Genomic DNA, 25670 nt, shown 5'->3' on the forward strand with positions numbered 1-25670 from the left:
ATGCATGAATAAAATTCATATATAAAAAGGGGAAGACAATGAACATCCGATATCTGGAAATCCTGGAGGCCGTCGGACAGACGGGATCATTTACGGGAGCTGCAAAAAAGCTGCACCTGACACAGTCGGCGATCTCGCATGCGATGGCAGATCTGGAGCAGCAAAGCGGGACGGCTCTTTTTGAGCGGCTGCCGAGGGGAGTCTGTCTGACTCCGTGCGGGGAGGTGCTCAAAAATGAGGCGGCAGGTATCCTTGCGTCCTGCCGCAGTCTGGAGAGGCGGCTGGGACATCTGGAGGAATATGCTCCGGTCACGATCGTATCGAGTATTACGGCGGCGACCTTTTTACTGCCGCAGATCATAGGAAAGGTAAAAGAGAGACTGCCGCAGCTGCAGATCAACGTCCGGGTGGTAAGTGCAGCCAGGGCAATGGAGATTTTGCAGCAGGCACAGGCAGATATCGCATTTGTGGAGGGAGCCAGACCGCAGGGAGCGTTTGTGACAGTGCTGCTTGGTTCGTACAGACTGCGCGCTGCATGCGCGCCCTCATTTGCGCTCCCGGGAAAAAGACTGTCTGCGCAGGAGCTGTGCAGTCTGCCGCTTTTGCTGCGGGAGCCAGGCAGCGCAGTGCGGGAAACATTTGACAGTATGCTTTCTTTGTCGGAGCAAAAAGCATACCCGACATGGGAAAGCGTGAATTCACACGCGCTTGTCAAAGCTGCTGAAGCAGGATTTGGGATCACTGTTTTGCCGGATGTGCTTTTGGCGGACTCCTTTGTGCGGGGGACGCTGCGTCCGGTGGAAACGGCGGGACTTGAGATGGAAAATGCAGTGCAGGCAGTCCTGCGCAAGGATAAGTATATCACACAGTCTCTGCGCGCTGTGCTTGATGCGCTGCCGGCACAGCCGGAGCCTTATTTTAAAGAGAAAAAGTCATCCGAACCGAAACGGTAATAGCGCAGGACATGCTCCACATACTGCTTATCCCCGTACGCTTCCCATCCGAGCCGTGCCTTCATGTTTTCAGAAAAAATGGCGGCATTTTCTTCTGAGTATGCCCCATAGTTTTCCAGCGCCCAGGAAGCATAGGAGTTGCCGTAATTATAGGTCTGCAGTGCCAGCTTGAGCCGGTCTGCATCCGTGGGGGACTCACAGCCGGCCTCCTCCAGGCAGTAGGCAAACGTCTCAATGCCAACCTGGATCGAGTAGGAAGGATCTGTGATCGCCCCCGGTGTGTTGGGATACTGAGTATTGAACGGGCTTTCAGAGGCCTGCATGACATCGGGTACGATTCCGGCGCTTTCCTGCTGCATGATCGCGAGCGCGATCTCAGAAAAAGCGGGAATGCCACAGGCTTTGCAGGCCTCCTGGACCTGGGATTTATATTGCAGGACCGAGTCACTTAGATGGATCGCTTTTCCATTTCGCGTAGATGAAAGCCGCCAGAAGCCGAAGCAGAGGATGAGCAGAAATACCGCGCAGGCGATCCCGATGCGCAGGCGAAGCTGCTTTTTACGCATAGCGCGGGAAAGCGGTTTTTTTGATGTCCGTTTTTTAGGGGAACTCGCTTTTTTGACAGAAGCGCCGGATTTTTTAGGAGCAGTTTTTGTGGTTTTCGCTTTTGTAGTGGTTTTCATGGGGATGACTCCTTTTGTGTGAAGCGTTGTTTTGCTGTTTATTATAAAGAAGCCATCCCTGTTTGACAAGTATCTTTCCTGTACACAGGAGAGGGCTGTCCGTGCACATAACCCCACCATAGGGATACAGGGCAGAAACGGGGACAGAGAATATCCGTCACAGGGCGCAGTTTTTGGGGATATTCTGAGAAAGAAAAAAATATGAAATTTTAACCGGTAGGGGGGCTTGCGCAAAGGAAATACGTCTGGTACACTCAGCCCATAAATACTCAAACAAATGCCGCGGACTGTAGTATACCTCCATAAAACATTACAGCAGGCTTTCAGACTTTGGTCACTGGATGAAGGCAAAGGCATATCAGGTTTCAGTATTTGAAAGCCCATTATAAACCTTGAAAGGGACTGTTGCATTGCAGATGATTCGGGAAGTCTGCAGCAGCAGTTTTTTTCATTTGTTTTTTGAAATTTGCATCCCCCCTACCGGCTTGTGGTGGTAGGTATGCTCTGATATAATCAAAAACATTGGTGTGAAAACACAGATTACCTACAGAACAGGAGAAGGGGGATTTTTTATGTCCAGATGTATGAAAATGACAGTGTTAAGCGCAGTGACGCTTGCGGCGGTGATGAGTATCGCAGGGGCAGCGGGGGCAGAGGACGGGATGAGGACCATCACAGATGGAGCCGGACGTGAGGTCGAGGTGCCGCAGCATGTGGAGAGCATCGTATGCTCAGGCGTGGGTGCGCTGCGCTATACATGCTATATGCAGGCACAGGATCTGGTAGTCGGAGTAGAAGATTATGAGCAGGGGGCAGAGCTGACGAGGGGCTACAGTATTGTAAATGGAGAAGCGTTCGCACAGCTTCCTGTGATCGGAGGAAACGGAGAGCCGTATGTGGAGGAGATCATCATGGCGGAGCCGGATGTGATCGTGATGTCTGCGTACAGCAATGCGGATGCAGATACCCTGCAGGACACAACGGGAATCCCGGTCGTAGTCATTCCGGGCAGTGACAGTATGCTGGATGAGAAGGCTTACGAGACACTGCGCATTATGGGGGAGCTTTACGAAAAGGAAGATCGGGCACAGGAGCTGACCGATTATATGGATGAAATCCGTGAAGACCTGGAGGAGCGCACAGCGGATATACAGGAGGAAGAAAAGAAAAGCGTCTATGTGGGAGGCGTCAGCTTTAAGGGCGTACATGGATTTGAAGGAACAGAGGCAGGATATGGTCCGTTTTCTGCCATCCATGCAAAGAATCTTGCAGATGAGACGGACCAGAACGGAGCATTTAATATTGAGCTGGAAAAAGTACTGGCATGGGATCCGGATGTGATCTTTATTGATTTTAATGGACTTGATCTGATCAAAGAAGACTATGCGTCAAACCCGGATTATTATAATCAGTTAAAGGCAGTGCAGGAAGGCGAGGTTTATTCACAGATCTCCTTCCGGTCTTATGCGTCAAACCTTGATATGGCGCTTGCAGACACGTACTATGCAGCATCCATCCTTTATCCGGAACAGTTTGCAGATGTCAGTGTTGAAGAAAAAGCAGGTGAAATTTTTACGACCTTTCTGGGGGAAGATATCACCGGTACATTAAAAGAAAACGGATATGAATTCAGAAAGATCACGCTTAGTGAAGAGTAGGAGCACGCTTCTCGTATGAAAACGGAAAAGATAAATCCAGATAAAACAGCACGCGAGGGAGAATATCATAAAAATCAGGTGAGGAGCGTCTGGTGTCTGATCATTCTGGGCGGTATTTTGGGGATCGCCGTTTTGCTGTCCCTGTGGTCAGGCTCCTATGACACGCCAGTATCAGAGCTGCTGCGGGGGATTGTCAACCGCGCGAATGATCCGAAGATCAATATTGTGGTGCGCAACGTGCGTCTGCCGCGCATCTGCACGGCAGTAGTCGCAGGGGCAGGGCTTGGAGTTGTGGGATGCATCTTGCAGGCGATTTTAAATAATCCTCTGGCATCCTCCTCTACATTGGGCGTTTCGCAGGGCGCGGGGTTCGGCGCTGCCTTTGCGATCATCGCACTGGGAGCTGCGGCAGGCGGGGGCGGTACGGTGATTATTTCTCTGTGTGCATTTGCGGGCAGTATGGCAGTGGCTTTTGTGATCCTGGGTCTGTCGAAATTCAGTAAAGTATCATCAGAGTCCATCGTCCTTGCCGGAGTCGCGATCAGCTCTATGTTTACCGGAGCTACCACGCTTTTACAGTACTTTGCAGACGATGTGGAGCTTGCGACACTGACCTTTTGGACCTTTGGAGATCTTGGCAGTGCATCGTGGAGTCAGATCCGTTTTATGGCAGTAGTAGTGCTGCTTGCCTGTGTATATTTTATTATACATCGCTGGGATTTTAACGCACTGCTGGCAGGAACGGAGACGGCTCACAGCCTCGGCATCCCGGTGCGCCGGCTGATCATGACAGGGATGATCGTGAGCTGCTTTACTGCCTCTACGATCGTCTCTTATATCGGTCTGATCAACTTTATCGGTCTGGTGGCGCCGCATATTGTGAGAAAACTGGTCGGGAATAATCATGTGTATCTGATACCGGGATCGATTCTGACAGGCGCAGCACTGCTGCTGCTTGGCGATCTGTTTGCAAGGACGGCAGTAAGCCCTGTGATCCTTCCGATTGGAGCGATCACTTCCTTCCTTGGTGCGCCGCTGTTTTTATATCTGCTGTTTAAGGGGAGAAGACGGTCATGCTAAAAATCACAGATCTGAAATTTCATTATCAGGGTGGCCCCCAGATTTTAAAGGAGATTAACTTCGAACTGGAGGAAGGCCATTTTCTGGCAATCCTCGGAAATAACGGTGCAGGAAAGAGTACGATGCTCAAGTGTTTTAACCGGATCATCACGCCGGATGCAGGCAGCATCGTATTAAATGGGGAAGAGATCCAGAAGATGCCGGTGCGCGAGGTGGCAAAACGGATCGCGTTTGTCGCTCAGATGGTTCCAAATACACAGATGACAGTTCATGACATGGTCATGCTTGGACGCAGGCCGTATATGCAGTGGGGATTTACGCAGGAGGATCACCGGATAGTGCATGAGGCGATGGACCGGCTTGAAGTGACAGAGCTTCGCGGACGCTTTTTAAATGAGTTAAGCGGTGGGGAGCGTCAGAAAGTCATGCTTGCCCGTGCGCTTGCCCAGCAGCCCAGGCTGCTTTTGCTGGATGAGCCGACAAGCAGTCTTGATCTGCAAAATCAGTATCAGGTGCTCCAGATCGTACAGGATATTTGCCATGACACAGGGATTTCTGCGATCGTTGTGATCCATGATCTGAATCTGGCGCTTCGGTTCTGTGACCGCTTTTTACTCATGGCAGACGGCGCGGTTTATCGGTATGGCGATGAGGGCGTGCTGGATCGTGAGGCGATCTGGAACGTTTATGGCGTACATGGAGAAGTCGCCCATGTAAAGGGACGAAAACTGGTCCTTGTTGATTAGAAGGGGGAAAGCTTTTATGAATCTGGAGCAGCTGCGAAGGGAATGGGTGAGTGCCTCTGCACAAAAGGGGGCGCTGCAGGCACAGATCTGGGATGCAAGAGCGCAGGAATACATGGAAAAGCCGCTGCCGCTTCCGCGAAAGGATCCGTTTTTAAAGTATATGGAAGAAAAGGTGCAGATCAATAAAGAAATGTCCATTCTGGATATTGGATGCGGAGCGGGAGCATATTCACTTGTATTGGCGAAGCATGCAGGTCAGGTGGTCGGAACTGATGTTTCATCCGGCATGATCGCAGGGGCAGGGGATCGCGCACACCGCCTGGGGCTGTCCAATGTACAGTTTTTTTGTGAGGACTGGGGAGCTGCCGATGTGGAGAGAATTAAACACTGCTTTCTCGTCAAGCCTGCACGCCGCACGGATAAGGTGCAGGATGAGGCATTTGCGCGGGCAGGCGTTCCCTTGCAGCGTGCGCAGATGGATGATATGATACAAAATACGTTTGCGTTTCTCTGGATGACGGGAATTTGCCCGGAAGTCACTTACCGTGATGAAATATGGCAGATCAGACGGTCGACAGAAGATATGACGCAGTGGTGTGCAGGCCGCGCCAGGTTGGTGCGCGGGCTTTCGCAAAAGGAGGAGCAGCGAATAGCATCGTATCTGGAAGCGGTCAGCGAGAACGGATATGTAGAGGAGACAGTCACGACAAAGATTGTGACGATGTATTGGAATATGGAAGAAATGATGCGTCAGGCATCAGGAGAGGAGACAGGATGGATCAGAAAAAACTTTGGGAAAAATGTGTCGCATTTCACGGCCATGAATGCGGAGGACTGACAATCGGGTTTAAAGCGGCGCTGTATGCGATCGAGCTTTTAAAGCTTTCTGCAGATGAGACACAGGATCAGGACAGATGTATTTCACCGGATGAGGAGGTTGTCTGTATTGCAGAAAATGACGCCTGCGGAGTCGACGCCATACAGGTGCTTTTAGGGTGCAGTATTGGCAAAGGCAATCTTTTGTTTCACATGCGGGGCAAACAGGCATTTTCTTTTTACAGCAGAAAAACAGGAAGCTCTGTACGTCTTGTATTAAAGCCGCAGGATACGGCGATGACGCGCGAACAGTCCTTTGCATATTATCAGAAATGTGAGCCGTCGCAGATGTTTGACGTAAAGGAGACAACGATCCGGCTTCCGGAAAAAGCGAGGATCTTCCGGTCGCTGACGTGCAGCCGGTGCGGGGAGCGTGCGGCAGAAAGCCATATGCGGATGCAGGGCGAAGAGCTGCTGTGTCTTGACTGCTACGAAGAATATAATAGATTTTCTGTCTGATGAAAGAAAGAGTTCCATATAGATTTGTCTGAAAAGATGCGGATGAAAGGCGAGGGGGAGATTATTATGAAATATCAGGAGATGGTATCCAATTATGAGCTGCAGGCCGACTCTGCCCGCAAGCTTTTTCTGACCTATGATCAGGAAAAGATGATCAGGAGGTTTCATCTGGAAGCCGATGCAGCCTGGATCTATACAGAGTATCTGCACACGCCATGCCGGATCAGCCGCTCCGACGGGCATATCGAAGCTGCCGCAGATGGCGCATATCGTGTATGCAGCAGGTTTCATACGGTCATGACGATCTATGATCTTTTGTGCCATGCGAAAGGGGAGACGGCTCCGGTTCTTTTTGGAGACTGGTGTACGGCGGCGCATTTTGCCGTTGGTTCCAGTCCGCAGGCTTCGGTATTTACGAAAACATATGAGACGATATTTGCAGGGAGGGCGGAAGAATTGAAGTCTGCGTGCGAACGTCTCGGAGGCGTGCTCCTGGAACGCGTAGCAGGGACGGACGTCATGTGTGAATTTGCAGTAATGCCATATTTCCCGGTCCGCTTACAGTTCTGGGATAAAGACGAGGAGTTTGCGCCGAGGATTGTTGTGCTGTGGGATAAAAATGCGATGGCTTTTTTGCATTTTGAGACCACCTACTATTTACAGCAGGATCTTCTGGAGCGGCTTTGCGCACAGCTGCAGGACCATTTGGGGTGACTGCGCATACAGTAAAGAAAAAGGATTTTTTTATGGAGCTTATGAATCTTGTGCCGGTTATTGGCATAATCATGAATATAGACAGAGGGGAAGACTGCTGCAGCCGCATGGTGACGCTGCGGGTGGGAAGGGAGACCGTGAATTTTGTCGTGACGCCAGAGACCGTTATTGTTGATAATACACAGCTTCGCCGCGGTATGCGGATCGCGGCTTTCTATGACAGCAGCCTTCCGGTGCCGCTTATTTTTCCTCCGCAGTACCGGGCGCAGCTGATCGCAGTCCTGGGGCGTGATGAGCAGATCATGCTCAATTATTTTGACAGCAGTCTGACTGCAGTGGATGATTCTCTTCGGCTGACGGTCGGACGGACCACACAGATTGGCACGATCAACGGGCAGGACTTCCGCTGCGAGCCTGGCAACCGGGTGCTGCTCGTCTACTATACAGCGACTACACGCAGCATTCCGCCGCAGACGACGCCGGGGCGAATCGTTGTGCTGTGCGGAGGCGGGTACGGAAACTAGTATTTCGGGGAAGGCTTGATAAAAGTCGAAAATGCGTCTGTTTTCGTGAAGAAAAGAATTGACTTGTCAGAAAAAACAAGTATAATAATAGAAAAATCCGATATAGAGCGGCAGGCCTATACGGACAAACGCAGGAGAGAGACACGGTCGGGCGGAGGTAACAGCGCCTGACTGTGTCTTTTCCTGTATGGAGGTTTCTTTTATAAGAGGAAGCCATTTTACTTTTATAAACGTGGAGGTGAGCTTATGTCAAAGAGTGAAGACATCACAAAACTTTGTCAGGAAAAAGGGATCCGTATGATTGATTTTAAGATGACGGATCTCGACGGGCGCTGGAGGCATATCACGATACCGGTCGAGCGCTTTAACGAGGATATTTTCACATACGGGATCGGCTTTGACGGATCAAATTATGGGTATGCTCCGGTAGAAAAGAGCGACATGGTATTTATCCCTGATCCAAAGACGGCAGTTGTCGATCCGTTTACAGAGATACCGACACTTACCATGTGCGGGGATGTCTGTATGATCGGTGCAGTGGGAGAGCCGAACCGCCCGTTTGATCAGTATCCGAGAAATGTGAGTCTGCGGGCAATGGAATATATGAAAGAACTCGGGATCGCAGATGAGATGCTGATCGGCCCGGAATTTGAATTTCACCTGCTTGATAACGTGAGCTACACGGTTACGCCGCAGCGTGCATCTTACACAGTGGATACGAGACAGGCAGCATGGAACAGCGGTCGGGAGAGCGCGGACAATGCGGGCGTCCAGGTGCCCGGCGCAGGCGGATATCATATCGCCGCACCGCAGGACATTGCCTACAGCCTGCGCAGCAAAATGTGCATGCTGCTCGAAGAATGGGGCGTGGCAGTGAAATACCATCACCATGAGGTCGGCGGCTCCGGACAGATGGAGATCGAGGTTGAGCTGGGAGACATGGTCGATATGGCAGATAAGACTATGATCATAAAATACGTGATCCACAACGCAGCGGTGCAGGATGGCAGGACAGCGACATTTATGCCAAAGCCGATCTACAAAGAGGCGGGCAACGGGATGCATGTGCATATGCTTCTGAAAAAGGAAGGCAGACCGGTTTTTTTTGATGAGAAGGGATACTCCGGTTTAAGTGAAACGGCGCATTATTTTATGGGAGGCCTGCTGGCGCATATCGCTTCCCTGTGCGCATTTACGAACCCGTCCACGAATTCCTTTAAGCGCCTTGTACCAGGCTATGAAGCGCCTGTTACGATCGGCTATGCGACATCAAACAGAAGCGCTGTGATCCGGATCCCCGCGTATGCAAAATCTCCTCAGACGAAACGCTTTGAGCTGAGAAATCCCGATGCAACAGCAAATCCGTATTATGCATACGCGGCAATCCTGATGGCAGGACTCGACGGCGTGAAAAATAAGATCGATCCGCACGCGCACGGGTGGGGACCATACGACTGCAACCTCTATGAGCTTCCAGAGGAAGAAAAGAAAAAGCTCCGGTCGCTGCCCAAAAATCTGGAGGAGGCGCTTGATGCGCTCGAAGCAGATCACAGCTATCTGACAGCGGGCGGCGTATTCCCACAGCGCCTGATCGATATCTGGCTGGAGCACAAACGCAAAGAGGCGCGGGAAATCGCTCAGATCCCACATCCGGCAGAGTTTGAGCGGTATTTTACATTGTAAAAAAGTAAGAGGAGAAAATGTATGAAATTTGTTGTGGAGCATCTGGAAAAACATTTTGAGAAAAAAACAGTTCTGCGGGATATCAGCTTTACGTTTGAGAAGGGAAAGATTTACGGGCTTCTCGGGCGCAACGGAGCAGGAAAGACAACGCTGTTTAATTGCCTGAACCGGGATATGAAGATGGACGGCGGGAAATTCTATTTTGATCATGGCAATGGGGCATGTCCGACAAGGGCAGAGGATATTGGCTATGTGCTGTCTGTGCCGACAGTACCGGAGTTTTTGAGCGGGCGGGAATTTGTGAAATTCTTTCTGGATATTCATGCGGATAGTCTTCCGGATCCAAGACCTGTGGAGGAATATCTCGAGGCAGTCGGGATCGATCCGCAGGATCGCGGTAAGCTGATGAAGGACTATTCTCATGGAATGAAGAACAAAATGCAGATGCTGATCAACATGATCGCCAGACCGAAGCTTCTTTTACTGGACGAGCCGCTCACTTCGCTTGATGTCGTTGTCGCAGAAGAGATGAAGCGTCTGCTGCGCGCGCTCAAACAGGACTGTATCATTATCCTGTCTACGCATATTATGGATCTGGCGCTCGATCTGTGCGATGAGATCGTGCTTCTCAATCACGGTGTGCTGGAGTCGGTAGAGCGGGAAAATCTGGACAGCTGCGGTTTAAGAGATAAGATCATAGCTGCACTTGCGGAGGGAGATCATGAATAAAGCACTTCGGATTTCATTTGAGCTGCGCAATACCTATCGCGTAAATGCGATCCTGTATTCGCTCAGGCAGATACCGATCATCAAAAGATGCCTGCCTGAAGGGCTGTATCAGGTGCGCGCGCTCAAAATATTTGCCAACATACTAAGTGCACTGGGAGAAGTGTTCAGCATGTTCGTGTGGAAGATCCTGTATTTTGCACTGATGGTCTCAGGCGTCTCCACATGGTATGATGCAGCAGATGAAACGCAGCTGTTTTTGCACCTTCTGGTATTTCTGACGATTCTGGGAGGCTTTTTAAACGGCAACATTTTTATGCCATCATATGACAAATACTATGCCATGATCCTGCTTCGGATGGATGCAAAGCGGTATACGCTGGTTAATTATGCATATATGCTTGCAAAATTTGTGATCGGTTACATTCCGGTGGCAGTCTGGTTCGGCCGGCGGGCGGGGCTTCCTTTGTGGCAGTGCCTTTTGCTTGTGTTTTTTGCACTTGGCACAAAGCTTACGGTGATGCAGCATGGCCTTCGGCAGTACCGGAAGAGAGGGACAGCGCTTGACAGCAAAAAAGATGGATATGTGGGAATGGCAGAGATGGCCGCGCTTGCGGCGGCGGCATACGGACTGCCGGCGCTTGGCATTTTGCTCCCGAAAAGCCTCAGCCTGGCAATCTGTTCTGTGCTGACCGTAACAGGGCTGTTTTCTGCATGGAAGATAGGGAAATTTGACAGCTACTATGAAATGTACCGGGAGATCCTTTTTGATTTCCTCAATCAGACTGCCGCAGCCAGTACAATGACGCGTGATCAGACAAGAAAAACGATCTCGGCTGATCCGCAGATCACAAGCAGCCGCAGCGGATTCGAATATCTCAATGAACTGTTTATCAGGAGACACCGCAGGATCCTCTGGAAGACCTCTGTGCGGATCACACTTGTCTGCGCATGTATCGTATGCTGGGCATGACAGCCATACGGCCGGAGGCGGGCAGAAACTTAAACCGGATGATCTTGGTGATGCTTCCTTACTTTGTGTTCATCATGTATGCGATCAACCGCGGCACGAATTTTACGCGGGCGCTCTTCATGAACTGTGATCACAGTCTTTTGACGTATCCGTTCTATAAGCAGCCAAAACAGATCCTGCGGCTGTTTCAGATCCGGTTAAGAGAACTGGTGAAGATCAATCTGCTTCCGGCCTTTGTGATCGGGGCGGGGCTGTGTCTGTTGCTTTTTGCTACCGGCGGAGCGGTCCGGATCACCGATTACGTGGTGCTCCTTGTATCTGTGATCTGCATGAGTATCTTTTTTTCCGTACATTATCTCACGATCTATTATCTGCTGCAGCCGTACAATGCGGGGACGCAGATGAAGAGCGGCACGTATCAGATTGTATCATCTGCGACATATTTTCTCTGCTTTCTGGTCATGCAGCTTCGCATACCGATCGGCATATTTGGCCTTTTGACGATCGTATTCTGCACCACGTACTGTATAGTGGCCTGCTTTCTGGTCTACAAGCTTGCGCCGCAGACCTTCCGGCTGAGGAAATAAACACAGCAGTATGAAACAAGGACTTTGTTATTGAATGAAGAAATTTAGTAACGGTTTTTTTATATCTGTTTGGCGGTAATATCATAAATAAAAAGAGCCGATAGCCACATCGTTCTAAATGGGTTATCGGCTCTGCATCTGTGCGTCTGGCTCTCGGATAACATTGATGCTTTTACTTATAAAACAATCTCCATGCCGTCATATGCAAAAAATATATTATCTAAAGATCTTTCGACCTCCTTGTAATGCCTGTATGATTTTCCCCAATATTCATCAATGTGCGTAACAATGACACGCTTTATCCGATACTTATGTTTGAGTTCCATAATTTCGTCTATTGTAAACAGATCATCTTTGAATGGTGCATTTTCAAGACTTGACCCGTCTTTAAGTATTCCATCATCAGACACAAGACCAATTATTAGAACATCTGCGTCAAAGTATAATTCATTATGAACAAATGGTTTTACATCACAACAAGCATAAATAACTTTTTTATTCTTTTCAGTTATAACATAAAATGTCATATTGCCACGATGCGTCTTATTATTTACTAAATGTACCTCGATTTCTCCGATTTTAATGTAATTCGTTTTGTTGATTGAAATACAGTGAAGAACATTCTGGTAATAATACAATCCGTCCCCATTCCAGGCGTTAATATCATCTACAACCTCAGGTAGTGCAACAAACCGGATGGGAGATCCCTTGTCAGCAATGCAATCATATCCTAAAGGTTCTACAATACGCATACCTCTTGTATGGTCAGGATCTTTATGTGATATAGAAAGATATTCAATCTCAGAAATCCCCTGTCTATCACAAGCTATTCCAATATCTTCTGGTGTATCAATAAGCATTTTAATATCTTCAATATAAAGGCTGGGACCTAAGCGTTCGTATCTTTTTCTTTTAATTCTCGCTTCTTCACAAAGTGGACATTTACAGAAAGGATTAGGTATCTGAAACATTCCTCCACTACCAACAATTTTTAGCCTCATAGCTAGTTACCTCGCAATAAATTTTATTTACCTCTTTAATAACGGATATATGTAATTGTCGTGTTTTATTTCTGCAAATCGGACATAAAATCCAATTTTCGTTAATTTCAACCAACCTCCCTTGCAGCCTTGAATCACATTCATAGACTAATTTTGATAAATGTTTTCCGATATTTAATAAATCATAATAATATTATTCATAAACCATTTTCTAAACTAAGAGTATTTTTTGAATGTGATTGATGATTCTTTGCGGTATTTTTTCATCTAAAGGCATTATCTGGCTATACATTCGCACTCCCTGATATGAAAAAATTATTATGTCAATAATTTCATCGAGATTTACATTCTTAAATTCCCCACGCTGAACGCCATAAGTAATTAGATTTTTCCATGTTTCGACAGAGCAAATATATTGTTTCAGAAGAATATTGTTTTTGTCATTTGGACCATTCATGCTAAAAAATTCGTAAATAGCGGTGCTCAATGAAGCGGAATTATCCAACATTTCCATTTTGTACCGTTCTAAAATTTCATTAAGTATTTGGGGTGCGGGATAACCATGTTTTATTTTCTCGGAAATTTCAGTATCTTGTTTATTCACAAGAGAAGTGATGATTTCCATAAAAATCTGTTGTGTACTATCATAATGTCTATACAGACCACCTCGGCTCAAATTTGTTTCCAGACATATATCTTTCATGGTAACATTCTTGTATCCTTTTTGTGAAAACAGGAAACATGCCTTATCTTTAATAAGTTGTTTTGTTTCTTCCCCTTTTTTTCCCATCTAATCGCTCCATTCTGCGACATATATGTCGCTTTATTTGATTATAAGACACTCGTGTCGCTTTGCCAATATTTCCAGCTGTATTTTGTGGCTTTATACTGCTCAAAGACAAGCCAGCTTTTGCATACTGTACCACAACTCTCTTTAGATACCGCTGTTCCACAAGAGAAAGATGGTGTTTTAGAAAAGTAATAATTTATTTTACGGAGAAAGTTAAAGACAAGTTTAGAGTTAAATGCTACAATGCAAATATAGGCTATAGGTATAAATATTTTCGTAAAATAGAGGTATAAGATTGAAACAAATAATATTTATTTTCTGTATGATATTGATGTTAAGTTTATGTGGGTGTTCTAATCCTGGTTTAAATAGAAATGGGTATATGTCTAATTGGTTTAAATCTGAACAAGAAATATCAGATAATATGATAAAACAAATTATAGATTTATACAATGAAGGCAATGTAAAAGAATTTAAAAAATTGTTTTCAAAAAACAGTTTAAAAAGCATAGAAGATATAGATAAACAAATTTCAGCTTTCTTTAAATTCATTGATGGGGATATACAGAAATATTATGGTGATTGTGCATCATCTAGTGAAAGTGATCATGGAAATAAACGAGTTGAATTAGACGGAATGTATCATATATTAACTTCTAAAAATGAATATTATTTGAATTTTTATATGGTTTATAAAGCTGATGATATTCCCTCAGATATAGGACTATCCAAAATTGAAATTGCGACTGAAGAAACTGTAAACAGGGAAAACTTTATGTGGGATACATCGGAAAACGGAATATTTGTCGTGCGGGAAGGGGCTGTTGCAAAATAGATGAGTAATCATCTATGGAGCAGCAGCTCCGTTTTTATGTATTTAAAAACAGAAAACGATGTATTTATGAAAATTGTGAAAAGTTCATAATAATAGTTTTAAAAATGTTGTATTTCGGGTGTTTTTCATATATAATCGTATAAAAATACGCCCGTGATCCATAGCGTCAGTATACAGGAATCAGAGCGTGAGCATTGTGTATACTGGCGCTGTTTTGATCTGGACCGTCCAGAGCTGGAGTCTGGTGCGTGCGGCGTAAATATGGAAGGAGGATTTATTCTATGCTGGATCAGTCGTATTATCAGAAAGCGGACGAGATCATTGCCAGCCACGGGCGAAAGAGCAGCTCGCTGATCCCGATCATGCAGGATATTCAGGAGGAATACCGTTATCTGCCGGGTGAGCTGCTGACGTATGTAGCCGGTCAGATTGGGGTGACCGAGGCGAAGGCATACAGTGTTGCTACATTTTATGAGAATTTTTCTTTTGAGGCAAAGGGAAAATATGTGATCAAGGTCTGCGACGGCACAGCGTGTCATGTGAGAAAGTCCATGCCGGTGCTGGATGCGATCAACAAAAAGCTTGGACTTAGCAAAAACAGAAAGACAACGTCCGACATGCTGTTTACAGTAGAAACGGTTTCCTGCCTTGGGGCATGCGGGCTGGCCCCGACGATGATGGTCAATGACGAGGTATATCCGCGTATGACGCCGGAGGCGGCGGAAGCTCTGATCGACAGATTAAAGGGAGGGGAAGGCGCATGATAGAAAGCAGAGAAGCGCTTCATCAGACGAGAGAAGAAGCAAAAAAAGTGCTGGATTCGTATGACTGCCGGATACTGGTCTGTTCCGGTACAGGCTGTATTGCGACCGGCTCAGAAAAGATCTACGAAAAGTTTGTGGAGATCTGCAAGGATGCTCCCGGGATATTTCTGGAATTTGCCCCGCATGATACGGGGGAGCATGTGGGAGTGAAGAAAACAGGCTGCCAGGGTATCTGTGAGCTGGGACCTCTTGTGCGGATCCAGAAAAAGGATAAGGTGATCCAGTATACAAAGGTGCAGGAGGATGACTGTGCAGAGATTTTTGAGCGCAGCGTACTTGGCGATGAGGTGATCGAGAGTCTTTTATATAAGCAAAAGGGCATTTCTTATCAGGCTCCGGAGGAGATCCCCTTTATCGCAAAGCAGACGCGGATCGCGCTTGCAAACTGTGGCAAGTTCGATGCAGAATCCCTCAGCGAGTATATAGCGAGCGGTGGTTTTACAGCATTTACGAAGGCGCTCTTTGAGATGACGGAAGATGAGATCATAGAGGAGGTCGATCGGTCCGGACTGCGGGGAAGAGGCGGCGGCGGCTTTCCGGCGGGAAAGAAATGGAAACAGGTCGCGCGCCAGAAGGAGACGGTGCGCTACGTGGTCTGCAACGGCGATGAGGGTGATCCGGGCGCATTTATGGACGGCTCTGTCATGGAGGGAGATCCGTACCGACTGATCGAGGGCATGATGATCGCAGCGTATGCGGTGAAAGCTTCCGACGGATACATCTATGTACGTGCCGAGTATCCGATGTCGGTAAAGCGTCTGCGTCATGCGATCGCAGAGCTTGAGCGGTGCGGTCTTCTGGGCGACCATATTATGGGCTCTGATTTTTGCTTCCATTTACATATCAACAGAGGCGCAGGTGCGTTTGTCTGCGGAGAAGGCTCGGCGCTGACCGCATCGATTGAAGGCAACCGCGGCATGCCGCGTGTAAAGCCGCCGCGTACTGTGGAAAAAGGACTCTGGGAAAAGCCGACGGTGTTAAACAATGTCGAGACATTTGCAAATGTGCCCCAGATCATTTTAAATGGAGCGGACTGGTACCGCAGCATAGGAACAGTCGGCAGTCCCGGTACAAAGACGTTCTCGCTCACCGGAGCGATCGAGAATACCGGACTGATCGAGGTGCCGATGGGCACAACGCTGCGGGAGATCATTTTTGATATAGGCGGCGGTATGAAGGACGGCGGGACGTTCAAGGCAGTACAGATCGGTGGTCCATCCGGCGGCTGTCTGACGGAGGAGCATCTGGATGTGCCGCTTGACTTTGACTCTGTAAAGAAATATGGGGCGATCGTCGGATCCGGCGGACTTGTTGTCATGGATGAGCATACGTGTATGGTAGAGGTCGCGCGTTTCTTTATGAGCTTTACGCAGCGCGAGTCCTGCGGTAAGTGCGTGCCCTGCCGTGAGGGTACGAAGCGTATGCTGGAGATCCTCGAAAAGATCGTGGCAGGGAAGGGAGAGCTTTCTGATCTTGACCGTCTGCAGGAGCTTGCGGAGATGGTAAAAAGTATGGCGCTTTGCGGACTGGGAAAGAGCGCGCCGCTCCCGGTGCTCAGTACGCTCAAGCTGTTCCGCAGCGAGTATGAGGAGCATATCACGCAGCACAGGTGCCGTGCAAAGGTCTGCGAGGCAATGAAGCGCTACGTGATCAATCCGGAATTCTGCCGCGGCTGCTCCAAGTGTGCAAAGAACTGTCCGGTCGGAGCGATTTCCGGACAGATCAAGAAGTGCTACCACATTAATCCGGACATTTGTATCCACTGCGGGGCATGTAAGGATAACTGCGCATTTGATGCGATCTATATTGAGGACTAGGAGGAGGCGGAATTATGGGATTTATGACGATTGACGGTAGAAAAGTAGAATTTACCGATGAAAAAAATGTATTATCCGTAATACGAAAAGCCGGCATCAATATTCCGACTCTGTGCTATCATTCAGAGGTGTCGACATTCGGCGCATGCCGTTTATGTACGGTCGAGGATGACAGGGGAAGGACGTTTGCGTCATGCTCCGAGGAGCCAAGAGACGGAATGGTGATCTATACAAATTCCGGTAAAGTAAAGAAATACAGAAAGCTGATCGTAGAGCTTTTGCTCGCGGCACATTGCAGAGACTGTACGACCTGTGTCAAGAGCGGAGAGTGTAATCTGCAGCTTCTGGCGCACCGCATGGGCATCCTTGATGTGCGCTTTGAGAATACGAGAGAGCACCACGAGATCGATGACAGCTCACCGGCGATCATCCGTGACCCGAACAAATGTATTCTGTGCGGGGATTGTGTGCGCGCGTGTGAGGAGCTTCAGGGGATCGGCGCGCTTGGCTTTGCATTTCGCGGTACGGATGCTATGGTCATGCCGGCGTTCAACAAAAAGATCGTGGAGACAAACTGTGTCGGCTGCGGACAGTGCCGTGTATTCTGTCCGACCGGCGCGATCAGTATCCGCACCAATATGGAAGAGGTGTGGGATGCCCTGGCAGATCCGGATGTCCGCGTGATCGCACAGGTCGCTCCGGCGGTGCGTGTGGCAGTCGGAGATGCGTACGGACTGACGAAGGGCAGAAGTGTCATGGGCAAGATCGTAAATGTCCTGCACCGTATGGGCTTTGATGAGGTATATGATACGACGTTTGGCGCGGATCTGACGGTTATGGAGGAGTCTGCGGAGTTTTTGAACCGCCTGCAGTCCGGCAGAAAGTTCCCGCTTCTTACCTCCTGCTGTCCGGCATGGGTGAAATTTGTCTGTGACCAGTATCCGGAATTTAAACAAAATCTTTCGACCTGCCGTTCTCCGCAGGGGATGATGTCTGCGGTGACAAAGGAATGGTACCGCGATCCGAAGCATTCAGATGGGAAGCGGACGGTGATGGTATCATTTATGCCGTGTACGGCGAAAAAGATGGAGATCAGGCGCCCGAACAGCTTTACGAAGGGCGAGCAGGACACGGATTTTGTGATCACGACCACAGAGCTGATCCGTATGATCAACAATTCCGGCATTGATTTTGCAGCTCTGGAACCGGAGTCGAGCGATGTGCCGTTTGGATTTGGCTCTGGCGGCGGCGTTCTCTTTGGCGTGACAGGCGGTGTGACAGAGGCTGTGCTGCGCCGGCTGATCCCGGAGCACAACAAGGCAGCGCTCGAGGCGATCGCAGAGTGCGGCGTGCGCGGAGACGAACCGATCAAGGAATTTACGATCAATTATGAGGGAAATGATGTAAATATCTGTGTGGTCAGCGGTCTTGCAAATGCGCGCAGGGTCATGGAGCGCGTCAAAAACGGCGAAGCAAATTATCATCTGATCGAGGTCATGGCGTGCCGCCGCGGCTGCATTATGGGAGGCGGACAGCCGCCAAGAGCAGGTGACCGCACCAAGGCAGCCAGAGCGCGAGGTATTTACAGCGCCGACAATATGTCGATCATCAAAAAGCCGGATGAGAATCCTATGCTGCAGTCGCTGTATGAGGGCTTCTTAAAGGGCAAGACGCATGAGCTGTTACATAATGAATCATATTAAATGCAGATAAGCGAACAAAGCGTTTAGCCGGACAGACAAAAACAGATAGAAAAAGATAAAAATATGAGAAGATCGCCGCAGGGCGGAAACCGGGTTTTGATATCCCGGTTCCCCGTCCTGCGGCAGTTTTTTTGTGGTGCACGAGAGTTGCCCGGATACATGTTTGTCCTTGATTTTTAAGAAAAAGTATGTATAATTAGTATCAGTTTGCTTAATTTTAACTTTAAGTTTAACTATACTAAACTAACAACGGGAAAAAGCAAGCATATGGAACAAAAAGTTTAGTATAAGAAAACAGCAGGAGGTGCGGGAGTGGATATCGGCAAAAAGCTCAAGGAGCTGCGGCTGCAAAATGACCTGACACTTGGCGATCTGGCGTCGAGGAGTGAGCTGACAAAAGGCTTTCTCTCTCAGGTAGAGCGTAATCTCACGACTCCGAGTATTGCTACGCTGGAGGATATCCTCGAGGCGCTCGGGAGCAGTCTCTCCGAGTTTTTCCGCGAAGAAGAGGAGCGGCAGGTCGTCTTTTCAACCGCTGATTTTTTTGTGGATGAGCAGGAGGATTATCAGATTGAATGGGTGATCCCGAATGCGCAGAAAAACCAGATGGAGCCAATCGTGCTGACGCTGCATCCTCACCGGAGGAGTCAGGAGCTGCAGGCCTTTCAGGGGGAGGAGTTCGGCTATGTGATGAAAGGAGCCGTAACCATCGTAAAAGGCAGCAAAAAATATAAGGTCAGGACGGGAGAGACATTCTACATGGACGGGCGGACGAGCCATTATTTGTACAATCACGGAAGCAGTGACGCGAAGGTTCTGTGGATCACGACGCCGCCGATGTTCTAGATGGCAGGAAGGAGAAACGATTTTGTATGGAAGAAAAGAAAATTATTGAGTTTCGCAACATCGTGAAAAATTTTGACGGGCAGATTGTTTTAAAAGGGGTCAATCTGGACATTTATGAGAAGGAGTTCGTGACGCTGCTGGGACCAAGCGGCTGCGGCAAGACAACACTTTTGCGCATTCTGGGCGGATTCCTTGATGCGGATGAGGGCAGCGTGATCTTTGACGGAGAGGAGATCAGCCATAAGCCTCCGTATGAGAGGGAGCTGAATACAGTATTCCAGAAGTATGCGCTGTTTCCTCATCTGGATGTATATGAGAATATTGCATTTGGCCTCAAGCTTAAGAAGGTCAGCAAGGATATTATCGACCAGAAGGTTATGAAGATGCTCAAGCTGATCGGATTAGAGGGATATGAGAAAAAGAATACAACGCTGCTTTCCGGCGGACAGCAGCAGCGTGTCGCGATCGCGCGTGCGCTTGTAAACGAGCCGAAGGTGCTTCTGCTTGACGAGCCTTTGGCGGCGCTTGACCTGAAGCTGCGAAAGGAGATGCAGTATGAGCTCAAGCGCATCCAGCAGGAGGTCGGGATCACCTTTATTTTTGTCACGCATGATCAGGAAGAGGCGCTTACGATGTCGGACAAGATCGTAGTTATGAATAATGGAGAGATCCAGCAGGTCGGTTCTCCGCAGGATATTTATAATGAGCCGGCCAACCGGTTTGTCGCCAACTTTATCGGTGAGAGCAATATCCTTCCGGGGATCATGCTGGAGGATTATAAGGTGCAGTTTGATGATAAGACCTTTGACTGTGTGGACTTTGGATTTAAAAAGAATGAGCAGGTAGATGTGGTGATCCGCCCGGAGGACATAGATATTGTGGATGTAAAGGACGGAAAACTGACAGGAGAGGTGCTCAGTGTTCTGTTTAAGGGAGTCCACTATGAGATTATCGTAGAGACGGTTCCCGGTACGAGTGTGACGGTCAATATGCGCGTGATCCGCAGCCAGGATGTCACGAGCGAGGACGGCACAGAAAAGATCAGCGCCAACAATTTCTATGTGGATGTGGATGATGTAGAGGAGCTGGATGATAAGGAGGTTATCGCACTTTCCAATGCACAGGCATGGAGAGTCGCAGATGATGAGTACGTCTCCATTGCGAAGGTAGAGTATGAGGTGGCAAAGGAGGAAGGGCAGTATCCGGTTACCTTTACGACTGTAAATGGAACGAAGATTGAACGGACGATCTATGTCGTCGATCAGCCATTTGTAAAGAATGAAAAGGCAAACGAGGCGGTCATGGCATTTAATTTTCAGAAGACAGTGGATGAGATCCAGGAGTCTCAGGCGCTCGATACAGATCTGAAAACATGGGCAAACGCACAGGGCTGGAAGCTGAGTGATGAAAACCAGAGTGTGGATCTGAGCGTCGATTATGATTTCGATCCGGAGCAAGTGACGGAGGGGCTTTATAAGATCACGTTCTGGACGACAGGCCGCGAAATGAAAATCCACACGACAGATTATTCGGAAGAAGGCCGGGAGGTCGGCCTGACCTTCTTTCCGGAGGATATTCATGTTATGTCAAGGGTGGGATACTGATGAAAAATATTTTCGCAGCTTGCGCTGCCGTATATTGTGTGGGCGATTCTGATGCTGCTCCTCCCGATGGGGCTGATCGCGGTCTACTCCTTTATGGAGGATGGAAACAGCATTGTTTCGTTCCGATTTACGCTGGAGCATTACGTCACATTTTTTACCGACCGTGACTTTTTGCTGATCCTCTGGCGTTCGATCGTTATTGCAGTGAAAACAACAGTCATCTGTCTGCTTCTGGGGTATCCTGCTGCGTATTTTATTGCGCGCAGCAGGGAAAAGGTGCAGAATATCCTGATCCTGTGTATTACGCTTCCTATGTGGATCAATATGCTTGTAAGGACGTATGCATGGATCGGCCTTTTGAGCGAGGATGGTCTGGTCCAGCGCTTTTTGGGACTGTTCGGGCTTGGAGATACGCAGCTGCTGTACACAGAAGGTGCAGTTCTGCTTGGCATGGTCTACAATTTTCTGCCATTTATGATCCTGCAGATCCAGACGTCACTTAGCAAAATGGATCATTCCTTGCTCCAGGCAAGTGCAGATCTGGGCGCAAGGCCGGCGCAGACCTTCCGGCGCGTCACACTGCCGCTGTCTATGCCGGGGGTGATAAACGGCATTACGCTGGTCTTTCTCCCGGCAGTCAGCTCGTTCTTTATCCCGAAGCTGCTTGGCGGAGGACAGTATTTCCTGATCGGAAATATGATCGAAAACCAGTTTATTACTGTAGGAGAATGGAATTTCGGAAGTGCGATCTCGATGATCATGGCGGTTATCATGATGCTTTTGATGATGGCAGTGCGCCGCGCAGAGGTGCGCAATCAGGGTGGAAAGGGGGAATGACAGGATGAAAAAGAGCAAACGTTCCTTCGGGAAGGTTTTAATGGCGCTTATGATCGTGTTTTTTTACCTTCCCATTGCGTATATGATCGTATTTTCCTTTAATGACGGAAAATCTCTGACAAAATTTACAGGCTTTTCGCTGCGCTGGTATCAGCATATGCTGGAGTCCGGCGATATGATGGAGGCGCTTTATACGACGTTTGGCGTGGCGCTGATCGCAACGCTCGTCTCAACCGTGGTCGGAACCATATCGGCGATCGGCCTTAGCAGATCAAAAAAGCTTGTCCGGCAGCTTGTAGAGCAGGTGAACAATCTGCCGATGATGAATCCGGAGATCGTGACAGCGATCGGCCTGATGCTGCTGTTCATCACGTTCCGGATCGAGAAGGGCTTTATGACCATGCTGCTGGCGCATATCGCATTTTGTATTCCGTATGTGATGCTTTCTGTAATGCCGAAGATCCGTTCGCTTGATCCGAATCTGGCAGATGCGGCGATGGATCTTGGCGCGACTCCGTGGAAAGCGCTGGTAAAGGTAGTTGTTCCGCAGATCACTCCGGGGATCGTTTCGGGAGCGCTGATCGCTTTTACGATGTCTGTGGACGACTTTATTATTTCGTATTTTGTGACGGGGCGCGGAGTCAAGAACCTGAGTATCATGGTCTATACGATGAGCAAGCGTGTCAACCCAAGCATCAATGCGATCTCAACGCTTGTTGTCGTGATCATCACGATCGTCCTGCTGCTGATCAACATTGTACCTGTGATCGCCGCAAAGCGAGAAAAGAGCGAGACGACAGGGAAAAGAAGGATCCTGCCGGCTGCCGCGGCAGCTTTTGCCGTGCTGATCGTGGCAGTGTCTGTTGCGCGATTTGGCGGAGGCGGCGTGGAAAAGCCATATGCGGGACAGACGCTGCATATATACAACTGGGGCGAATATACCGGTGAAAATATTCTCAGAGATTTTGAGGAAAAGACAGGCGCGACTGTCGTGATGGAAAATTTTGATTCCAACGAACAGATGTATATTAAGGTGGCAAATGGAGAATCCTATGATATACTCGTGCCGAGCGATTACATGATCCAGAGGCTGATAGAGGAAGACCTTCTCCAGAAACTGGATCACTCCAGGCTTGACTGTATGGATTTGCTCAGCGATGCGGTCAGAGGACTTCCGTATGATCCGCAGAATGAGTATTCTGTACCGTATTTCTGGGGAACAGTGGGAATCGTATATGATAAGACTAAGGTAGATCTGGCAGATTTAGAAGAGCAGGGCTACAATATTTTCCTGAATGAGAAATACAAAGGCGACATTTATCTGTATGATTCAGAGCGTGATTCCTTTATGATGGCGCTCAAGGCGCTCGGATATTCGATGAATACGGAAAATGAGCAGGAGATCAATGCGGCGTATGACTGGCTGCTGCAGTGTGTGCAGACGATGGAGCCGGAGATCGTGACGGATGAGATCATTGACAATATGGCACAGGGCAGAAAAGCCCTTGGTCTGATCTACTCTGGAGATGCCACGTATGTGATCGCGGAGAATGAAAATATGGGCTACTACCTGCCGGAAAGCGGGACAAACCTCTGGTCAGATGCAATGGTCATTCCGAAAAACGCAAAAAATCCGGAGCTTGCGCATGAATTTATTAATTTTGCCACAGAATATGACGGTGCATATGACAACTCGAGCTACGTAGGGTATACTTCTGCAAATCAGGAGGTCATGGATGTGCTGTATGGAACGGGCGGCGATTATGAAGGCATTGATTCCTATATTCCGCGCGCAGGCAATGAGATGGATGAGGTATTTGTCTATAATGAGGACACGAAGCAGATCATCAGCAATCTGTGGAGTCGGGTAAAGATAGCCGCGAGCAATGCGTAAAATAGCAGGTGCTGCGTAAAAGGTCCTCCGGAGGCTGTGTGAGATGTCGGAAAACGCTGCAGTGCTTTGGTGATTTTGTCACAGAACAATGCAGAAGAATATGGTAAGCTCCTGTCATAACAAAAAAGACAGCAGTCGGGCAGAGGAAGGCTGTTGCAGGAACCTCACATGAGATGAGGCGGACCGCTGCCCGGTAAAGCAGATAATATAGGAGGTAACGATATGGCAGCATATAAGATCACAGCAGAAAATTATCAGGAAGAGGTAGTAAACAGCAGCAAACCGGTATTGCTCGACTTCTGGGCAAGCTGGTGCGGTCCGTGCAGGATGGTCTCCCCGCTGATCGATGAGATCGCCGATGAGCAGACACAGGTCAAGGTCGGGAAGGTAAATGTAGATGAGCAGCCGGCCCTGGCAGAGCAGTTTGGAATCATGAGCATACCGACACTCGTTGTACTCAAAAACGGCGAGGTGATCAAAAAGAGAACGGGCGCAGGCTCCAAGCAGGATATCCTGGCAATGCTGTAAAAGGCTTTGAAAAATCGCATATAGAAGGACAGCGTCAGCGCACGGAAAAAGGAGCTTCTGTGTTCTGGCGCTTCCTTTTATCTGCAAAGGTGTCATATACAAAAACAGAAGCAGTTTGCGAAAAGAGGTGGCAGGAAGAAAGGTTATCTGTTAGAATAGAAGAAAACACAAAGGCGATGTTCTGATACGAACGCATCGCGCGCGAGAGAGTTTGTCAGACAGAGAGGAGAAACTGAGATGGTATACAAAAAAGAGTATGTAGAAGTATTTTTAAAAAATCAGGGACAGCTTTTTGATGAGCCGGTGGCAGAGACACTGGAAGAGGCAGACGAGTTTCTGGATGAGTGTATGGCGTACGTTGCTTCTGGATATAAGGATGTGAGGGAATACTTCGAGGAAAACGGAGCAGACACCTCTGAGATGGACAGGGAAGAGCTCCTGTCACAGGCAGAAGTCTTTCAGATGCCGGATGGAAAATATCTGATCGTGGAAGGATAAAGCAGCAAAGGCGGAGGATATTCTGCAATAATTCTGCATTTTACGGAAACGTCTGTTTTTATAGCCGGATGCGGATGTATCATATTGTCCGGATCCGGGCATACTGTCAGCAGGAAGACAGTGTCAGCGCAGATAAGCGGCATGCTTTTGGGACGCTGATGCGAAGGAAGGAAGAGTGGTCCTATGACAGATATTGCGAAACAGAAAAAACAACAGGAGTATCAGGAATACGTTAAGCGGGTTACGCCGACGCATAATCTGCTGCTGAATATGGTCAAGGCCTTTGTGACGGGCGGGGCGATCTGCGTGCTCGGTCAGCTTATACTGAACTGGTGTGAACGTATGGGACTGGAGAAGGACGCTGCAGGCGCATGGTGTTCTCTGGGGCTTGTTTTACTCAGTGTCCTGCTGACAGGTGCAAATGTGTATCAGAAGCTGGCGAAATTTGGCGGTGCAGGCACGCTGGTGCCGATCACCGGGTTTGCTAACTCAGTAGCGTCGCCGGCGATCGAATACAAAAAAGAGGGACAGGTATTCGGGATCGGATGCAAGATCTTTACGATCGCCGGGCCGGTGATCCTGTACGGAGTACTTACAAGCTGGCTGCTGGGGTTTGTTTATCTTGTGCTGAAAATGACGGGAGTGGTGTGAAGACACCGCTCCTTTTTATTTGGGATGTCGGCGCGGTCATTGCTTTTGTGAATCTTAGAGTATAATTATCATTGGCAAAAATAAAGGGAAGAGATCGAAACCTCTTCCCAATCATACAGATTTATCTTATTGTTTAATTGCTGAGAAAAAACATAAGGAGTCTGTATGATGAGTTCAATG

25 protein-coding genes and 1 pseudogene are annotated in these 25670 nt (G+C 48.5%); 23 read left to right on the forward strand and 3 right to left on the reverse strand.

The window, feature by feature from the left end; translation table 11 throughout:
- The first annotated feature begins 38 nt into the window (after nt 1-38).
- Complete coding sequence (locus tag QOX44_RS06225) at nt 39-953, forward strand: LysR family transcriptional regulator (RefSeq protein WP_283682146.1); 915 nt, start codon at nt 39-41, stop codon at nt 951-953.
- On the opposite strand, the gene QOX44_RS06230 is transcribed toward QOX44_RS06225, so the two are convergent.
- Nucleotides 914-1636, reverse strand: coding sequence for a lysozyme family protein (locus QOX44_RS06230; RefSeq protein WP_283682147.1), 723 nt, complete (start codon nt 1634-1636; stop codon nt 914-916). The genes QOX44_RS06225 and QOX44_RS06230 overlap by 40 nt on opposite strands.
- A 572-nt stretch (nt 1637-2208) precedes the next feature.
- Here QOX44_RS06230 and QOX44_RS06235 point away from each other — a divergent pair.
- The 11 genes from QOX44_RS06235 to QOX44_RS06285 all read left to right on the forward strand — a co-directional run bounded on the left by QOX44_RS06235 (nt 2209) and on the right by QOX44_RS06285 (nt 11662).
- Nucleotides 2209-3294: an iron ABC transporter substrate-binding protein gene (locus QOX44_RS06235; RefSeq protein WP_283682148.1), complete on the forward strand. Its 1086-nt coding sequence runs from the start codon at nt 2209-2211 to the stop codon at nt 3292-3294.
- A 15-nt stretch (nt 3295-3309) separates the two neighbouring features.
- Nucleotides 3310-4374, forward strand: coding sequence for a FecCD family ABC transporter permease (locus tag QOX44_RS06240; RefSeq protein WP_283682149.1), 1065 nt, complete (start codon nt 3310-3312; stop codon nt 4372-4374).
- Complete coding sequence (locus QOX44_RS06245) at nt 4368-5120, forward strand: ABC transporter ATP-binding protein (RefSeq protein ID WP_283682150.1); 753 nt, start codon at nt 4368-4370, stop codon at nt 5118-5120. The genes QOX44_RS06240 and QOX44_RS06245 overlap by 7 nt, the downstream gene beginning before the upstream one ends.
- 16 nt (nt 5121-5136) lie before the next feature.
- Nucleotides 5137-5958: a class I SAM-dependent methyltransferase gene (locus tag QOX44_RS06250; RefSeq protein WP_283682151.1), complete on the forward strand. Its 822-nt coding sequence runs from the start codon at nt 5137-5139 to the stop codon at nt 5956-5958.
- Nucleotides 5895-6455 (forward strand): FmdE family protein, encoded by a 561-nt coding sequence (locus QOX44_RS06255; protein WP_283682152.1) that lies wholly within the window; start codon nt 5895-5897, stop codon nt 6453-6455. Before QOX44_RS06250 ends, QOX44_RS06255 begins: the two co-directional genes overlap by 64 nt.
- A 66-nt stretch (nt 6456-6521) precedes the next feature.
- A complete protein-coding gene (locus QOX44_RS06260) occupies nt 6522-7169 on the forward strand; it encodes a DUF3786 domain-containing protein (protein ID WP_283682153.1) in 648 nt (215 codons plus the stop codon).
- 32 nt (nt 7170-7201) lie between these two features.
- Nucleotides 7202-7693 carry a hypothetical protein gene (locus tag QOX44_RS06265; protein WP_283682154.1) on the forward strand — a complete coding sequence of 164 codons (492 nt, stop codon included), beginning with the start codon at nt 7202-7204 and terminating at the stop codon, nt 7691-7693.
- 246 nt (nt 7694-7939) lie between these two features.
- Nucleotides 7940-9376 (forward strand): type I glutamate--ammonia ligase, encoded by a 1437-nt coding sequence (glnA, locus tag QOX44_RS06270; protein WP_283682155.1) that lies wholly within the window; start codon nt 7940-7942, stop codon nt 9374-9376.
- 21 nt (nt 9377-9397) lie between these two features.
- Nucleotides 9398-10105 (forward strand): ABC transporter ATP-binding protein, encoded by a 708-nt coding sequence (locus QOX44_RS06275; protein ID WP_283682156.1) that lies wholly within the window; start codon nt 9398-9400, stop codon nt 10103-10105.
- The gene (locus tag QOX44_RS06280) at nt 10098-11075 is read left to right on the forward strand and encodes a hypothetical protein (protein ID WP_283682157.1); all 978 of its coding nucleotides are present in this window, start codon (nt 10098-10100) and stop codon (nt 11073-11075) included. Before QOX44_RS06275 ends, QOX44_RS06280 begins: the two co-directional genes overlap by 8 nt.
- Nucleotides 11063-11662 (forward strand): hypothetical protein, encoded by a 600-nt coding sequence (locus tag QOX44_RS06285; protein WP_283682158.1) that lies wholly within the window; start codon nt 11063-11065, stop codon nt 11660-11662. Before QOX44_RS06280 ends, QOX44_RS06285 begins: the two co-directional genes overlap by 13 nt.
- A 176-nt stretch (nt 11663-11838) precedes the next feature.
- Here QOX44_RS06285 and QOX44_RS06290 read toward each other — a convergent pair whose 3' ends face one another.
- Entirely contained in the window at nt 11839-12663 is an 825-nt protein-coding gene (locus tag QOX44_RS06290) for an MBL fold metallo-hydrolase (protein ID WP_283682159.1), read from the reverse strand.
- 211 nt (nt 12664-12874) lie between these two features.
- A complete protein-coding gene (locus QOX44_RS06295; protein WP_283682160.1) occupies nt 12875-13453 on the reverse strand; it encodes a TetR/AcrR family transcriptional regulator in 579 nt (192 codons plus the stop codon).
- 295 nt (nt 13454-13748) lie between these two features.
- Here QOX44_RS06295 and QOX44_RS06300 point away from each other — a divergent pair, with 295 nt between their 5' ends.
- The 11 genes and pseudogenes from QOX44_RS06300 to QOX44_RS06350 all read left to right on the forward strand — a co-directional run bounded on the left by QOX44_RS06300 (nt 13749) and on the right by QOX44_RS06350 (nt 25490).
- Nucleotides 13749-14288 carry a DUF5104 domain-containing protein gene (locus tag QOX44_RS06300; RefSeq protein ID WP_283682161.1) on the forward strand — a complete coding sequence of 180 codons (540 nt, stop codon included), beginning with the start codon at nt 13749-13751 and terminating at the stop codon, nt 14286-14288.
- Between the two features lie 281 nt (nt 14289-14569).
- Complete coding sequence (locus QOX44_RS06305; RefSeq protein ID WP_176851272.1) at nt 14570-15052, forward strand: complex I 24 kDa subunit family protein; 483 nt, start codon at nt 14570-14572, stop codon at nt 15050-15052.
- The gene (locus QOX44_RS06310) at nt 15049-16929 is read left to right on the forward strand and encodes an NADH-quinone oxidoreductase subunit NuoF (protein ID WP_283682162.1); all 1881 of its coding nucleotides are present in this window, start codon (nt 15049-15051) and stop codon (nt 16927-16929) included. The genes QOX44_RS06305 and QOX44_RS06310 overlap by 4 nt, the downstream gene beginning before the upstream one ends.
- A 14-nt stretch (nt 16930-16943) precedes the next feature.
- Complete coding sequence (locus tag QOX44_RS06315) at nt 16944-18632, forward strand: [FeFe] hydrogenase, group A (RefSeq protein ID WP_283682163.1); 1689 nt, start codon at nt 16944-16946, stop codon at nt 18630-18632.
- 312 nt (nt 18633-18944) lie between these two features.
- Nucleotides 18945-19478 (forward strand): helix-turn-helix domain-containing protein, encoded by a 534-nt coding sequence (locus QOX44_RS06320; RefSeq protein ID WP_283682164.1) that lies wholly within the window; start codon nt 18945-18947, stop codon nt 19476-19478.
- A 26-nt stretch (nt 19479-19504) separates the two neighbouring features.
- A pseudogene (locus QOX44_RS18075) lies at nt 19505-20584 on the forward strand (ABC transporter ATP-binding protein); the annotation flags it as partial.
- A 549-nt stretch (nt 20585-21133) separates the two neighbouring features.
- On the forward strand, nt 21134-21919 hold the full coding sequence (locus tag QOX44_RS06330) for an ABC transporter permease (protein WP_283682165.1): 786 nt from the start codon (nt 21134-21136) through the stop codon (nt 21917-21919).
- 4 nt (nt 21920-21923) lie between these two features.
- Entirely contained in the window at nt 21924-23813 is a 1890-nt protein-coding gene (locus tag QOX44_RS06335; protein WP_283682166.1) for an extracellular solute-binding protein, read from the forward strand.
- Nucleotides 23814-24035: 222 nt separating this feature from the next.
- Nucleotides 24036-24341, forward strand: a complete 306-nt coding sequence (gene trxA / locus QOX44_RS06340) for a thioredoxin (protein WP_283682167.1) — start codon at nt 24036-24038, stop codon at nt 24339-24341.
- A gap of 237 nt (nt 24342-24578) precedes the next feature.
- The gene (locus QOX44_RS06345; RefSeq protein WP_283682168.1) at nt 24579-24839 is read left to right on the forward strand and encodes a glyoxalase; all 261 of its coding nucleotides are present in this window, start codon (nt 24579-24581) and stop codon (nt 24837-24839) included.
- 183 nt (nt 24840-25022) lie between these two features.
- Complete coding sequence (locus tag QOX44_RS06350; RefSeq protein ID WP_283682169.1) at nt 25023-25490, forward strand: SpoVA/SpoVAEb family sporulation membrane protein; 468 nt, start codon at nt 25023-25025, stop codon at nt 25488-25490.
- Nucleotides 25491-25670 lie beyond the last annotated feature (180 nt).

Source organism: Parablautia sp. Marseille-Q6255 (assembly GCF_951230155.1).
GTDB lineage: Bacteria > Bacillota > Clostridia > Lachnospirales > Lachnospiraceae > Choladousia.